Here is a 13,928-nt window from a genome sequence, read left to right as displayed (position 1 = left end):
AAGCGCGACCGTAGCGCTGTCCCCAGTTATCCGGGGAAATCTGTGAAGTTGGTGTTCAGGTATTCGCGTAGGTTGGCCTGCTGCTCCGGGGTCCTGCGCTTGCGGCTCGCCACGTACTGCATGACGTTTGCCTCGTCGCCGTAATCCTCAGACGAAAACACGGGCTGTGCGGTGCACTTGCAATTCGTATGCGTGGCGAACCGGGCCGTCTGGTCCATGTAGACCGCGCCCCGGGATGCCAACATGACGCAGAGTTTGCACCCGCCAGCAGTCACCCGCCGCCAGCCCACCGCGGAAGGATCCCGGCGGCGGTTCGTGAGGACCGTGTCGCGGAACGGGCGCGCAGACTCAATCTGCACAACGTCAGCAAGTCGCCCCGCCGCCGTCACCGGATCATCCGCGAATAACGGGTCAGACGCCCAGGCAACAGCCCGACGAATCTTCTCCGTGCGATCCACGATTATCGGCTCAGCGAGGAACAGCCTCGGCGGTGCGGCCCGTTCCCGCTCATCGTCATAGAAGTCAGCCGCCAACGCGGAAGACCCTGCCGAGTAGTAAGCGACAATCCCCGGGACACCCTCCAGCAGCAACGCACGCCGCTCCTCGGGAGAACCGGACAGTCTGCCCAGCAAGCTAGTAACCGTCGTGACCGCGGCGGCAGTTACAAGCTGCAACGCCGCCTTAGAATCACCCGCCGTTAGCATTTGCCGGGGGAATCAACGCAGCCACAACAGCGCGACCAGCAGCACGGCGCCTATCCGCCATCGCCCGCCGAATCTGCTGGTCATCAAGCCCCAGCAGTTCCAACCCGACCTCAGTCTCAGCGAGCCACGGAACAACCGCGATCTGCTTAGCGCCAGCATCAGCCGCCGCAGCCTTAGACAGGTAGATCGGGGAGCGCCACTTAGTTTCAATGGAACCCCACGCCTCGGGAACCTCGGAGAGTTCATTCTGAATCGCAAGCGCCCGGTTGATAGTCCGCCGAATCGGCACGGACCAGTCATCCATCGTGCCCTCAGCCTCAGAAATCAGGTTCTCCCGTGACGCCGAATAGGAATCGGCACTCGTCGGGTTCGCCATGTCAGTCAGCGCAAAGTCAGAGTCGGGCAGATCCGTCTCCCGGGCCATCAACTTAGCGAGCGCATTCAACTGCGCCAGGTGAGAATCGGGGGACTGCGCATCGAACTGCTTCACGTCAGCACGGGGAGTGGCGGCGTCATCGTCATCAGGGATGCCGAACGTGCGCCCGAGAGCTACCTGCCAAGACGCCTTAGTCGAACCGTCAGCGTTCTTGAAAATCGACTCGTCAGCGCCCAACAGGATCAGCTTCGGAATCGTGTAAATGTCCATGTGACCCTCAAGCCGAACCAGCGCACGCAGCGCCGAGTCCTGATGGCTCATCACGGGCCGCGTAATGCGCGAACGTCCCATCCTGCGAGAACCGCGCGGGCGGTACACCAGCGGGTCAGCCGGGACGCCCCACGCGTGGGGGGAACGCTCGACATCCCACTTGCCGCCAACCTTCTCGGCGCTGATAGTCAGACCATCCAGATACAGGACAAATCCCGTGATCTTGCCGTCCGTTTTGCTCGTCACCGAAAGGAGGTTATCGAGCTTGCGACGGCGCGCATTCCACTGACCAAAAGCGTTCAGTGCGTCCTTAGCGTGAACCAGTGACTTCGGTTCGCCCGCGTCAGGGTCGCCCTTCGTCGTGATCAGGTAAGACACGCCATGAAGCAGGGAATCCGTGCGGGCCTGTGAAATCTCAGACAGCAGGAAGTTGCTTTCCTCAAGCTCGGACATGCCGAGCGAATCGAGATCCCCGTCAGCCCAAATCATCCGCTCCAGGTTGCAGCGACGCGCGAGCCCGTCAACACCCTTAGCAGCCCACCCGAGAGCAAGCCCGATGTTCGCATACTGCGGCGGAATGACACTGCCGACCTGCTGAGCCGCGCGCTTCCCGTCATAGTAAGACGAGCGCAAAAGGTTCCGCGGAGACTTCTTAGACAACTCCTCGGCACACAGGTTTAGCGTTGCCGTCTCGTCTTCACTGAGCCCAGGAACAGACAGCTTCTCGAAAGTCATAGCACCACCGCCGTCCTAGATCCAGCACGCCGCGAGGGACGTTGCACGTTATCGTTTTGAGCGCCCCAAAGGGCGAGAGTTTCAGCCACAACCGGCGTAATGTCCGACGCTGCGTCTTTACGGTTCCAAGCCCAGCCACCCTGCAGGGGGCGCTTGCGAGCTAGCGACAGGGCAACGTTTACCTGCGGCTGATCCGTATGGATTACCGAGCGGTCAATGATTCCGTCGTAATACTTGGCACAAGCAATAGCCATGTCCCTGCCCTCAGCCCCAGCAAGAGTCACGACAATGTCCGTTCCGATCAGGTAGTTACGATCCCGGCGGCGCTCGACAAGGCCTGACATTTCGTCAACCACAACGGCGTGCAAGCGGTTCTTAGACGCGCGCGACACAACCCACGGAACAACCCAATCAACGCCCTTGCGGGAATCATCAAGCTCCACATGCCAGCGACCATCAGCGCGCAAGCCCGCCAGAGCCACGGACGCAATCGCACGGTTCGGTGGGACATCAATCGCCAGGGAAAGGCGCTCAATCGCCATAGACGCCGGATCCGCTGCACGGTTCCACGAATCCTCATCAATGACACGAGACGAATCCTCGGCATCCCAAATCCCCAGCGCCTCGCGCTTGAACGAATCGTCGTCCGTGAGGTTTTCCCGCATGCGCTCTATCGACTCGACAGGCGTCCGGTGCGGGAACGACGGGTTAGCCTTCGCCCACTGCTCACGGTCATCAGGGTCCGCCTGCGGGTCCGCCGCGAACTCGACATAGACAATGTTCTTCGCTTTGCCCGACAGCGCCTTCGAGCGGCGGTTAGCGAACTCCTCGCCCGGGTCAGTAGGCCGCGGGGGAGTGCCCATAAAAAACAGCAGCGCGCCCGCCGCCTGCGTGGACTGGTTCGCCGCCGGCACCATATCCTCAAGCGCCTTCTCAGACAGGATCTGCGCCTCATCAAAAATCTCGGCGTCAACCTTATCGAACCCGCGACCAAAACCCTGCTCGCGCGCGCCGAACATGATGATAGAACCGTTCTTGAAACGAATCTCCTGCTCGCCGTTAGACGTGCGGATCGCATCAATATGCGGCCAAATCTTCTTCTTCTTCACCATCGCCTGCATCGAGGCGAACGTCATTGACGCCGTCCTCGTTCGGTGCGCCGTCCACAACGCCGTAAAGCCCGGGAAGATCACACACAGGGCGATGATAATCATGCCGACCAGGAACGTCTTACCAACCTGCCGGGGAATAGACATCACAATGCCGCCGACAGTTGCCGCGTACTTCCCGCTCTTGCGCTTACCCAAAGCAATCGAACCGATGCCGTGCTGCCAGGCATCAAACGAAACGCCCATCTCAGCGCACTTAGCCACAATCCGCGGCCAGGCAGTCGTCACAATCCCATCAGGCACAACCAGCTCACGGGCAACCTCAGACAGCCGCGGCGTCGAACTTTCCGTCTTCGACGTTGGCATGAGACTCCGCTTCCTCGGTACGGGCGTCAATCGCCTCGATGTCCCGCACCACCTCAACCAATCTCTTCGTCAAAGCAGCAAGATCACGAGCTGGCGTATTGGCGTCCTCAACCGCCTCAGCGATCCGCCCCCGCATCGCAGACAGCAGCTCGCGGGTAGTCCCAGACTTCGCGGCCTCAGTGATCGACTTCGGCACGGGCGGCTTTTCATCCTCAGTCACAGCACGCAAACCACGCTTAGCAACCATCAAACCCACCCGCTTTCAAAGGTTCCGATTTGGGAAAAAGCCCGGGGAGAGAAATTGCCTACACCCGGAGGGGCAGAGGACGGGGGCGCGGGGGGTCCTCCCCCTGGGCCTTCAGTCGAGCGTGCCTGACCGTCGAACGATTGGTGAGACGATCCGGGCCCGCTTGGTGCTATTACAGCCTCGATGGGCCGCTTTGATGTTCTCGATGGCATCCCGCCCACCCTTGGCTAGGGGTGTGACGTGGTCGATGACGAAGGCCATTGGGTCTAGGTGGGGGAGCGTGTAGTCGATGGCCTTGCCGCATAGGTGACATGCTGGCTTGTCTCGTGCGATGCGTGCACGGTTGCGGTTGCGGTTCGCACTGTTGCGCTTAGCTATCTCGGTCATGCCGCGATGGCGATGCGTGCGCGCCACTCAACCAGTAGCTTCGATGACTTACTCTGATTGCATGGCGCACATGCTGGTGCGAGGTTGCCAACCGAGTGCGTGCCACCTCGTGCTATCGGGAAGACGTGATCCCATTGGATCGACTGCCCTGATAGCGGCGTCTTGCAGTAGGCGCAGGCCCCGTTACTGCGGGTCAGTAGCCTTGCGTAGTCCTTGGCGCTAACTGCATACGATCCGTTAAGGTTGATCCTTGCACGCCTTCGGCTTGCGTGTTCACGGCCAGCATCCTTGGCGTGGTCCGCGTGCTTCTTGTACCAAGCGCGCTGGTGGTCGCTGTATCGCTGGCGATTCTCGGCACGGTACGCAACGTCATAGACGCGCTTCTCGTCCTTGGTCTTGGCTGCGGTGCGCCTGCCTGATGCTCGGCTGGCCTCGCGGTTGTCGCGCTTCCATTCGGCTGCGCGCTGTATGTAGCCCTCTCGGCCTGCCTCGTATCGGGCTCTTGACCTGGCCTGCTCAGATACCTTCTTGCATCTGGCAGAACAGAATGAGCACAGGTTGGACGGCAGTGCGATAGAGCACACCTTGCAAAGCTTCATGGTTCCTCCATAGGGAAATGCGGAAGGCCCCGCGCTATGGACGCAGGGCCTTCCTAGTCCGCGAGGATCAGTCGCGGGATTCTTAGATAACTTCGTAGTGCGAGAACCGTCTCGGGTCGTGCTTGCCGATGAGTGCGGTTGTCGTGCCACGGGTTGAGAACTTGCCGGTCCCGTCGGTGAATGACTTGGAGCCGGGGTCTTCGGTGGTGCATTGGATGCGGTGGTAGGGGCCGTAGTCGGTGACGCTGGCTGTGTGCCGGTGCGCGAGGAACCAGAGGCTTGGGCGGAAGTCTTGTGTTGCGTGCAGCCACATGGCCTGCTTGCTCAGCCAGGTTTCTTCACTACCGCTGACCTTGTGCCCGTGTCCCATCGCGACGTCAACGCCGGAGAATGTGCCGGTCGTTATCATCTCGTCGCGGGGGATGATCCAGTCGATGTGCGATAGGTCCGGGTGCAGGTTGCATACGGTCTTGAGCGTGTCGCCAATGAACCCGGTTGAGTTGTCGGCGTCGTCGGTGATCTGCTTGCCGCCGAGTCGCTGCCATTGCCCGTGATTGCAGAGGCACGCCGCATAGGTGGTGTGCTGAACGAGCGGGGCCAGCGTCTTGATGCCGGTGAGGTTTAGCTCAATGGCGAGGTTCAGTTGGTCGCGCTGGTTGAGGTCCACACTGTACGTCTGCGAGGTGTAGTGCCCGGTTACGGCTTCGGTGTGGTCGCCCATGTTGGCGATGAGTAGGCGCTCGATATTGACGCCTTCACGCTGGAGCTTGTCGATGCGGTCGGCGGTCTTCTCGAATGATTCGAGGACGCGCTTCGTGGTGCCCTTTGTCCCGTCGCCTTCACCTTTGCCGAGCTGCCAGTCTGCCCAACCGACGAACATGGTTACGGGTTCGCCGCTGTTCAGGTAGGTGCTGCGTGCTGAGGGCTTCCATGAGCGGAGGTGGTTCGTGATGTCGGCGAGGTCGGTTGTGCCATCCTGCTTGCGAACGAACCGTGCCGAGTACGAGTACAGCCACACAACATCCCGGTCGCCGTCGTCGGTTCGTTTCGATGACTGCCAGGAACTCATGCGGACGGTGTCGTCGGCGATGGTGAACTCTGCGGGGTCGAGGTTGAAGCGGGCGAACACTGCAGACCAGTCGCCGCGGATCGGTTCGGTTGTTTCGATGCCGGTAAAGGATCCGCCGTCACTGTTGAGTTCAAGGCGCCCCGTGCCAGGAACGGCCTTAGCCTCGACATCATCCTCATCCGAGCAGCCACACGCCCCGGCCCTGTGCCGGTTGACGGTGGACTTCCCGACGCCGTAGATGGATGACGCTGCCCGGCTGGTGAGTTCGTCGGCGTTGTCCTCGTGCCGTGCGGCGGTGAGTGCCTGGGCGTAGGGGCATGCGGTCATGGTGGGTCTCCGTTGCTCAGGCGGTTGAAGTGTTGCGTCCAGGTTTGTGATTCCAGCGTGGGCGCGAGGCTGGTTTTGCTACCGAGCTAATTCCTCGGAAGTGTCATATCTGGCGCTTTCGGCGTCTTTGCGGTGTTGTGCCAGATATTGAACATGTGATGCCATTTGCCGCACGTCTGCGGCTCCGGTCATGGCTGACCGCCCGATGGGGTGCCGTGTCGGCGCGAAAGTCCGCACGGCTCTAGTCCATCAGGACTTCAATCCCTGACGCCGGCGCCCGCTTAGCGCGAGCAACGCTCGGGCTGCGTTGCGTGGCTCCCGAAGGCCTCCGACTTATCCGCTTCCGACGTCAGGAAAGATACCCCACATCTTGGTCCGCGGCGTCTCGAAAGACTGTGCGGAACAGGGGACGTGGGGGCCTACTCACATGGCCTACGTGACAGCGTGTCCGCTGCTTCGGTAGCGCCCCATACGGGCCTACCTGCCGCCATGCTTTCGCTGTGGATGGTGGGGAATCGAACCCCCTACGCTCGACCCTCTGGGCAAAGCGCAACCGTTCCAACCGTGGGGGGACCGTGCAGCCGACCACTGAGAGGTTCGCCGGCTGCACGGTTATTTACTTGTGCGCCCCGGTCAACCGCCGGTGCTCGGTAAAAGTTGAAGCCCGCCGTGGGGGTCGGCGGGCTTCAGGACTTTGGAAGGCGGCTGTTTTTGCGCACAGAAAAGGCCGGTTCACTCGGAACCGACCTGATTTTTTCGCCTACATTGTAGAGACAGGACTCAGCATACACGAGTTAACAGGGTTGCGCTACTACCTCTTTCCCGGGCGTGTCGGATGCGTCGAGTGCAGTGATGAGCCACCCAATTTTGTCGCCGGGCCAGAACGCTTCACACCCCGCGCACTCCACATCCCAATCGCCGGTCTTCCGCATATTGCCCTCGGAGTCCCAGCATCCGAGGGACAGGCACGTTTTCCGATCTTCGCCGTAGACCGCCCAACCACACGACGGGCAGACCTTGCCGACGAGCTTCCGGCGCGGCTTGGCAGGCCATAGAAACGCCGTGATCTGATCCACCCATTCCAAGGTGAGCCGTTCCAGGTAGTTGTGCCATTCGGGAGTTAGGCGCATGTCGGCGAAGTGCTGCAGTAGTGATTCCAGGTCGCCCGCCCATGAACTCCCGGCGATCTCGCGGTAGTCGGTTCGCGCGTCCTTCTCCATCGCGGCGATGTCATCCACCGCTGTGAGGTTGATCGGGCTTGGCTCACCTGATGCGCCGCCGCCGGACATGCTGCTGCCTGGCGTGACAGCGGCCCGCAGTTCCGCGAGGAGTGCCGGCGCGTGACGCAACGACCCATCGGGGGCGGTTGCAAGGTGGGGGCGGGTTAACACATGCACGTTATCTGTGAGCGTCATGCCGTCTCCGCTCGGAAGTTGTCGGGCGTGATTGCGTGCAATGCAATCGCGTTGCCGACCTTGGGTAACACCGCGAGATGATTGTGGCTTGACTCGTGAATGGATAGTGAGCCATCCGACTGCTCGGTGATTGTGAATCGGCCCTGCGCCGTTGAAATTGTGACCCTGTCTACATCGGCCATTGGGACGTCTCTCATGGTTCCGATGTCGAAAGTGGTGAGCTTCATGTCTTCTCCTGGCTGATTGTGATGATGACCTCGGCGGGACCTTTGCCGCCTTGACGAAGGTCCGGGCCGATCAGGTGTGCGTTGGTGTCGTCGGGGATGAGGCCGTAGTCCACGAGTCCGTCTACGCAGGCTTTGAGCGTTGGCATGAGGTTGTGAACGTCATACTGGCGGGCTGTGGGTTTGGTGATGTGGGCGACGATATGGACGCGATCTAGGCCCTTGGGGAGGAATGAGCAGACAGCCGCCGCATAAGCCGTGCCGCGCCACGCTTTGGTGAGTTTCGCCTTAGCCGCCCAATGAGATCTTTGGTTGAGGTTGAGCCAGGCAAGGTCCGCGGGGATGGTAACGGTCCACGAGGTCATAGGCGCCCCGTCAGCGTCCCCAAATTGACCCGACCCAACAGGAACCCCTTCCGCCTCTCCTACCCCACTCATGCCCCCGCCAAACAGCAGCGGACGGGCACAACAGGCTTAGGCGGTGTGCGGACCCACCACAACGCGCCCGCAACAGTCGGGCCCGTCGAAACGTAAACCTCGGGCACAGACGGCCACTTGACCAGGTAAGCGTCATACGTGCCGCGGGCGTTACGGCGCACGGACAGGCGGGGATAGGTTTTCATGCTGGCTCCTGACTAGTGGGGATGCCGATTAGCGCGGCGAGGATGTGCTCGGCGAGTAGTGGCGGGACAGCGTTGCCGATCTGGAGGAACTGCTTCGTCTTCGCCCCGCACCACACGAAGGGCTTGGGGTACGTCTGGAGCACCTCAGCCTCCGGAAAGGTCAGCCGCAATGACGTCTTGGACTGCTCTCCGTGGAAGTGATGCTCCCGGGAGGTGATGCGCGGATCGCCGGCAATGGTGGTCGCCGGCATGTCCTTCCACTTCCAGTTACCGATCTCCGGGCGGAGCTCAGCGGAGTAGCTCTGCAAAGTGGCCGCCTCTTCGGGCGTCACGGTCAGGGTGCCTTCTGGAAACTGTCGTCCCGGCGCGCCGGGATACGCCTTGCAGCATCCCGGCTGGGGGTGCTTGCATCCACGCGGCGCGATCCTTGGGTCAGCAGCAATGGTCGGGGAAGGCGTCACATGCCCCCACCCGAGCGCTTCGGCCATGCTCACCCACTTCTGCACGCCAGGGTCGAGTTTGTCTGGGGTCCGCGCGTAGTAGCGGGAATGCGTCGGCGTCGGCAGGTCAGCTGGTCCACCGCGGCGGGCGACCAGGATCGCCCGCTTTCGTGTCTGGGGCACGCCGTACTGTTCGGCGTTGAGGATCTCAACCTTGACTTCGTAACCCCACTCACGCATGACCTCAGCGCACGCTTCCCAGACGGGCAAAACGGTCGGGACCTGCTCCATAGCGACGAGTCGGGGACGGTCACGCCACACATAAGCGAGCGGCGTCAGGACCAGCGCCGTCCTCATGTCGTGCTTCTCGCCGAACGACAGCAGCGCGTCAGCATCCTTGTAGGCGTGTAGCTGGATCGCCTCGAGGACTTCATCTAGCGCGGCACGTCCTGCACCCTTGCCTGCCTGACTGAACGTCTGGCACGGCGGGGATGCGATCAATAGCCCATAGGACCCGTACTGCTCGCGGTGCTGTTCCTCCGTGAGGGTGAGCCCGTCCCAAACATCGCGGTAGATGGTTTCCATGCCGTTGGCGGTCCTGGTTGCTACTGCTTCGGGCATGAGTTCGACGCCGGCCTCTTTGATGCCGAGACGCTGGCAAGCAACGCCCCAGCCAGTGCCGGCGAACAGGTCAAGCGCTTTGATGTGTGCGGTAGTCATTTTTCCCCCAGAAATAGTTGAAGCCGCGGCGTCTGCCCCGGCTTCGTGGTTTGGTTGGTTCATGCTGGTCATAGGACCCAGCCCCCAATTTCAGGTACGTGCGAAACTCCGCAGCGCCCGCAGAAGACGAGCGCGTTCACCGGATAGGGCAGCTCTTCGTCCTCAAGATCCGGCGTGACGCAGTACCAGCACGCAGCGACAACGCCCAGCCGCTTCCGCTGGTCGCGCTCATAGTTACTCTTGGTTTGGTTGCAATCCCAGCACGCGGAAATGAGATTGTCAGAGCGGTCTGCTATCTCGAGCTGATCCGCCGGGAATGCTGAGCGCGGGATGATGTGGTCAACGGTCAGCATCACTCCATCGACGCCGCAGAACTTGCATATGCCGCCGTCACGTTCGTGGATGATCGCCCGCTTCTGAGAACTAATCGGGGTGCGCTCCTCACGGTTACGCCGCGGCCATCGCTCGAGCTTCGTTTCCTGCCTGTCGATGAAGTCCGCAAGTGCCATCGCAAAGGACCGGGTAACGCCGGCCTCTCGAGGCGTCCACCATGAGGCGTCGTAGTAGCCGAGGATGTCTGTGGTTTCTGATTTCAAGGGCATTAGAATGACTTCTCCCATCCGTAGAGTGACTGCCTGGTTGATGTGGCGACCGTTTCGCCGGTCCACGGGAACGGACCCCCGCGGTAAAGTTCCTTGGGCCACTGCCTGCCCGCCTCACGATCCCCGCGCCACTTGGTCACGAGCGTCTTGTCCGGGTCGTTGGCGTCCGGGTGGAGTCCGAAGCCGAACTCGGGCCAGCCCATGAGCGCGGCGGATCCACGGGGTGCGAGGTCGCGGACTGCGTTCTGAGAGTTGCCCTTGGATGCGTGGCCCTCCATGATGAGCGCCACTCCACGATCCCGCAGCGAGTCGAGCGCCATAATCAGCGGCGCCGCTTCCTGGTCGTTGTTGATGCCCGTTGAAACCATTTTGTAGAGCGGGCCAATGGCGACAATGTCCGGGTTGTGTTCGTCGATGAGGCGGTGCACTTCGCCGAGGGTCGCGTCCTTCGTGATGTCGATGCGGCCTTTTGCGTGGATGTGGATGTTCGGCGCCGGGTCGTGCGTGCCGTAGGTCGCGGCCTTGGTGGTCATGCCGCGGACCTGCGACCGCCACTGCGCCTCGGTGTTCTCCGCATCCACGACGAGGACGGTCAGCGGCTTCTCCAGCATGTTCATGGTTGTCGGGTGGATTCCCGCCGCCATGCAGATGACCATCTGCCGGATCCAAGTCGTTTTGCCGCCACCCTCGAAGCCGGTAAGGATGAGCCGGTCGCCGCGCTCAAGCAGGCCGGGGATAATCCAGTCGTGATCCTCCTCAACCGCAAGGATTTCTTCGAGCGTCTTCGTGGTCATCCGGTGGCTTGTCCCGGCTTGGATGTTCTTGATTGCCTCGGTGGCGGTCTGTGCGGCCTGTGACGGGTGATTGGTTTCGTCCCCAGCTTCCCGCAGCAGTGTTGTGGCGATCCGGGTTAGCTGCCGACGTGACGACGCTTCCTTGACCTGGTCGGCGTAGAAGTTGATCGACTCAGACGAGCCAACGTTGAACAGCATGTTGTGCAGGTCCGTGATCTCGACTCCACGAGCGCCGAGCTCCTCAGCCTTGACCCACACCGTGTACGGCTCAACCGGCTCCCCGGCCTTGTTGAGCGACACGATGGCATGGAAGATGGTCGCGTGCGTTGTTGATGCGAAGTCGGACGGCTCAAGACTGGACGCCGCGAACCGAACCGACGCCGGGGTGAGCAGGCACGCGCCGATAACCATCTCTTCCGGGGTCATCGGTTCGCCCACGCATAACCGTTAGGCACGGACGCCATAGACGCCGGCACGACCTCGTCATCCCACCGCCCGGCGTTCAGCCAGGTTGCTGCGTGCGGGGTGAACTGCTGGTCTTTGCCGGCTACTTCGATCCGCAATTGTTCTACGCCGTCCATGATCTTCCCTGCTGTCGTTTTCGTGAGTGCCTTGACGAACGCCTTGCGCGCTGCCTCCTTGCCGATCTTTCGTGGGTAGGAGGCCCAGAAGGCATCGAACTCCTTCGACGGCGTAGCCGTTGATGAAGTCTTTTTCCCTTCCCATCCCTTCCCATCCCTTCCTAGGGGGAGTTCGGGTGAGTCTCGCCGTGGCTCAGTGATGCTCACCGGAGTTTCGATGGGGGCGAGGGAGTCTTGCTGAGCACAGGCGGGGCAGCGTGTTTTCCAGCGAGGGTCTATTTTCTGGTGATCCTCGAAGCGTTTGACGAGCAGGTAGGTGCGCGCATCCTTGTCAGCTACCCGAATTACGCGGCCTTGCGCCATGATCTCGGCGAGGAGTGCGTCGATGTCTACGGGGTCCATTGGGAGGATCTGGAGCTTCAACTTCATTGGGTCATCTGCTACATGGCCGTGATCGCACAAGGTGAAATTCCACATTCCGATGTACAGCAGCCTGGCAAATGGTGACAGTTTGACCATGTTGCCGTCGGTCCAGAAATCCGGTTTGATAGTGCGGATGCGTGCCACTGGCGGCTACCCCTTTCTTCGTTGGGAGCGCATCACGCTGGCAATGGCTCGGTCTTGCGTTGGGTTGTTGTATGTTCGCCGCGCCCGGTCGTCGGCTGCTGCGGTGCGTTCGGCTTCGAGGTGGTGTGTGCAGTTGGGGGCCGCGCAACCAAATGGCGTGCGGCAGATGAAGCAGCAGCGGTCACTCATCGTCGTAGTCAGCCAGTGCGGCGAACCGATACACGACGTTCTGCCTGAGTACGGGCCATCCGAGTGCCCGGGCGTTCCAGTAGATGGCTGCGAGTTCTCCCGGCTTGAACCTTTTGTCAGCACTAACCAGGCAGTAGGGCGAGTAGTATCCGCCGACCCGGTATGCGTCCGCGGTGGGGTGCTTTTCGTATGCGTGGAGTTCGAGGGGTTTCATGCGGCGTGCCTCCTTCGTGCGTGTCGTAGGGCGGTGCGGTGCTGGTCGGCTTGCTGCTGGGTCCAGGCTTGTCCGGGGAAGTGGCGGCGTAGTGTTTCGGGGTCGGCGCCTTCTGTGCGGCCAATCTCGGCGAAACTCCACTCGTCGGCGAGCATCTGTTCTATGGCTGCTTTTCGCTCGGGGGTCATGGTCGGCTTGGGGCTGATGCCGAGGCGTGTGCGGAGACGGCTAATGCTGGTGGGGTGCGCGTTGAAGTGTTCGGCGAGCTGCTTGAGTGTCCAGCCGTCCACGGTTAGGCGGGTCAGCTCGGCGCGGTCGATCTTCACGACTCGCTCCTATGGGTGATGAACTCGCGAATCTTGGCGGGCTGCAGACCTGACCAGACCTCGTCGCCATCGGGTGCGGAGACGACGACGACGGGCATCTGCCGGTAGTTGAGGGTTTCGGTGACGTACAGGTATGCGGCGGCGTCATCCTCAACGTTCACGGCGGTGTACTCGGCTTGCTCACGGTCGAGGACGGCCTTGGTTTTTTCGCATCCGAAGCAGTTGTACTTCGTGTAGACGACAATGGCGGGGGTGGTCATGGTTCCTTCTTTCCGGCAACAAATCGCCGGTTCACAGTTTTGGGGGCGGCTTGGGGTGTGTCTGCGGCTGGTTCGGCAAGATGTTGCCGGGAGGCAGAAGCGGCGCCCGACGTGATGCCGGGCGCCGCATTGGGGTTAGTAACTCGGGTGTGCTATTTGCTGGACTGCAGCCAGATCGCGTATGCTGCCCACGATTTGGCGTTCTCCCATGCCTCTACCGGGTCGGGTTCGTCTACCGGGTCGAGTGTCCATTCGCCGACCGTGACTTGGGTTGCCCGTCCGACGCCGCGAACTTCGACGTTTGGCAGGTCGCGGAGCCTGACCTCTACCGGGATCAAAACGCGGGCTCGTCGTTCGTCGGTCCCGATCCCCAGCCCTGCGAGGACTGCGCCGGCTGACCGCCCCACTGGCTCGCGGCAGGCTGCTGGGTCTGCTGCTGACCCTGGGCGGGCTGGTTGCGGGGGACGAAGCCAACCGAGTCCGCGACGACGTCCAGCGACTCGCGCTTCTCGTTGTTGTGCTCGTACTCGCGGGTGGACATGCGGCCCGTGACGATGACCTTGCCCTTGCCGCCCTGAGTGACGATCTGCGCGTCGATGGCCTCGGCTGCGTTCCCGAACAGGGTCACGTTGAACCAGGTTGTGCCGCCGTCGATCCAGTTGCCTGACTGGTCCTTGATGCGGGCCGTCTCAGCCGCCGAGAACGACAGCCGCGGCTTCCCGTCCTGGCTGTACTTCAGGCCGTGGGACTTGCCAATGTTGCCGGTGAAAGAAATGGTGCTCATT

At 61.6% G+C, this 13,928-nt stretch carries 18 protein-coding genes; all 18 read right to left on the bottom strand.

Annotated elements, in window-relative coordinates:
- Nucleotides 1-26: 26 nt before the first annotated feature.
- Entirely contained in the window at nt 27-704 is a 678-nt protein-coding gene (locus AC50YM_RS16095; protein WP_494957960.1) for a VG15 protein, read from the bottom strand.
- Nucleotides 688-2,085 carry a phage portal protein gene (locus AC50YM_RS16090; protein ID WP_494957959.1) on the bottom strand — a complete coding sequence of 466 codons (1,398 nt, stop codon included), beginning with the start codon at nt 2,083-2,085 and terminating at the stop codon, nt 688-690. Before AC50YM_RS16090 ends, AC50YM_RS16095 begins: the two co-directional genes overlap by 17 nt.
- A complete protein-coding gene (locus AC50YM_RS16085; RefSeq protein ID WP_494957958.1) occupies nt 2,082-3,560 on the bottom strand; it encodes a terminase large subunit domain-containing protein in 1,479 nt (492 codons plus the stop codon). The genes AC50YM_RS16090 and AC50YM_RS16085 overlap by 4 nt, the downstream gene beginning before the upstream one ends.
- Nucleotides 3,517-3,780, bottom strand: a complete 264-nt coding sequence (locus AC50YM_RS16080; RefSeq protein ID WP_494957957.1) for a hypothetical protein — start codon at nt 3,778-3,780, stop codon at nt 3,517-3,519. Before AC50YM_RS16080 ends, AC50YM_RS16085 begins: the two co-directional genes overlap by 44 nt.
- 138 nt (nt 3,781-3,918) lie before the next feature.
- Nucleotides 3,919-4,194: an HNH endonuclease gene (locus tag AC50YM_RS16075; RefSeq protein ID WP_494957956.1), complete on the bottom strand. Its 276-nt coding sequence runs from the start codon at nt 4,192-4,194 to the stop codon at nt 3,919-3,921.
- The gene (locus tag AC50YM_RS16070; RefSeq protein ID WP_494957955.1) at nt 4,191-4,793 is read right to left on the bottom strand and encodes an HNH endonuclease; all 603 of its coding nucleotides are present in this window, start codon (nt 4,791-4,793) and stop codon (nt 4,191-4,193) included. Before AC50YM_RS16070 ends, AC50YM_RS16075 begins: the two co-directional genes overlap by 4 nt.
- Nucleotides 4,794-4,875: 82 nt before the next feature.
- The gene (locus AC50YM_RS16065; RefSeq protein WP_494957954.1) at nt 4,876-6,189 is read right to left on the bottom strand and encodes a hypothetical protein; all 1,314 of its coding nucleotides are present in this window, start codon (nt 6,187-6,189) and stop codon (nt 4,876-4,878) included.
- Nucleotides 6,190-6,983: 794 nt separating this feature from the next.
- The gene (locus tag AC50YM_RS16060) at nt 6,984-7,604 is read right to left on the bottom strand and encodes a hypothetical protein (RefSeq protein ID WP_494957953.1); all 621 of its coding nucleotides are present in this window, start codon (nt 7,602-7,604) and stop codon (nt 6,984-6,986) included.
- Nucleotides 7,601-7,831 carry a hypothetical protein gene (locus AC50YM_RS16055; protein WP_494957952.1) on the bottom strand — a complete coding sequence of 77 codons (231 nt, stop codon included), beginning with the start codon at nt 7,829-7,831 and terminating at the stop codon, nt 7,601-7,603. Before AC50YM_RS16055 ends, AC50YM_RS16060 begins: the two co-directional genes overlap by 4 nt.
- Nucleotides 7,828-8,193 carry a RusA family crossover junction endodeoxyribonuclease gene (locus AC50YM_RS16050; protein ID WP_494957951.1) on the bottom strand — a complete coding sequence of 122 codons (366 nt, stop codon included), beginning with the start codon at nt 8,191-8,193 and terminating at the stop codon, nt 7,828-7,830. The genes AC50YM_RS16055 and AC50YM_RS16050 overlap by 4 nt, the downstream gene beginning before the upstream one ends.
- Nucleotides 8,194-8,446: 253 nt before the next feature.
- A complete protein-coding gene (locus tag AC50YM_RS16045; protein WP_494957950.1) occupies nt 8,447-9,610 on the bottom strand; it encodes a DNA cytosine methyltransferase in 1,164 nt (387 codons plus the stop codon).
- Between the two features lie 68 nt (nt 9,611-9,678).
- The gene (locus AC50YM_RS16040; protein ID WP_494957949.1) at nt 9,679-10,230 is read right to left on the bottom strand and encodes an HNH endonuclease; all 552 of its coding nucleotides are present in this window, start codon (nt 10,228-10,230) and stop codon (nt 9,679-9,681) included.
- Entirely contained in the window at nt 10,212-11,432 is a 1,221-nt protein-coding gene (locus AC50YM_RS16035) for an AAA family ATPase (protein WP_494957948.1), read from the bottom strand. The genes AC50YM_RS16040 and AC50YM_RS16035 overlap by 19 nt, the downstream gene beginning before the upstream one ends.
- Entirely contained in the window at nt 11,429-12,154 is a 726-nt protein-coding gene (locus tag AC50YM_RS16030; RefSeq protein ID WP_494957947.1) for an LvrA C-terminal domain-related protein, read from the bottom strand. The genes AC50YM_RS16035 and AC50YM_RS16030 overlap by 4 nt, the downstream gene beginning before the upstream one ends.
- Nucleotides 12,155-12,335: 181 nt before the next feature.
- Nucleotides 12,336-12,557, bottom strand: a complete 222-nt coding sequence (locus tag AC50YM_RS16025) for a hypothetical protein (RefSeq protein ID WP_494957946.1) — start codon at nt 12,555-12,557, stop codon at nt 12,336-12,338.
- Nucleotides 12,554-12,883, bottom strand: coding sequence for a hypothetical protein (locus tag AC50YM_RS16020; RefSeq protein ID WP_494957945.1), 330 nt, complete (start codon nt 12,881-12,883; stop codon nt 12,554-12,556). Before AC50YM_RS16020 ends, AC50YM_RS16025 begins: the two co-directional genes overlap by 4 nt.
- Nucleotides 12,880-13,143 (bottom strand): glutaredoxin family protein, encoded by a 264-nt coding sequence (locus tag AC50YM_RS16015; RefSeq protein WP_494957944.1) that lies wholly within the window; start codon nt 13,141-13,143, stop codon nt 12,880-12,882. The genes AC50YM_RS16020 and AC50YM_RS16015 overlap by 4 nt, the downstream gene beginning before the upstream one ends.
- Nucleotides 13,144-13,477: 334 nt before the next feature.
- Complete coding sequence (locus tag AC50YM_RS16010; RefSeq protein WP_494957943.1) at nt 13,478-13,927, bottom strand: single-stranded DNA-binding protein; 450 nt, start codon at nt 13,925-13,927, stop codon at nt 13,478-13,480.
- Nucleotide 13,928 lies beyond the last annotated feature (1 nt).

This window comes from Pseudarthrobacter sp. RHLT1-30-1 (genome assembly GCF_059383415.1).
Note: the sequence above shows the minus strand (reverse complement) of the source record. Positions and strands in the feature narration are given on the sequence as shown.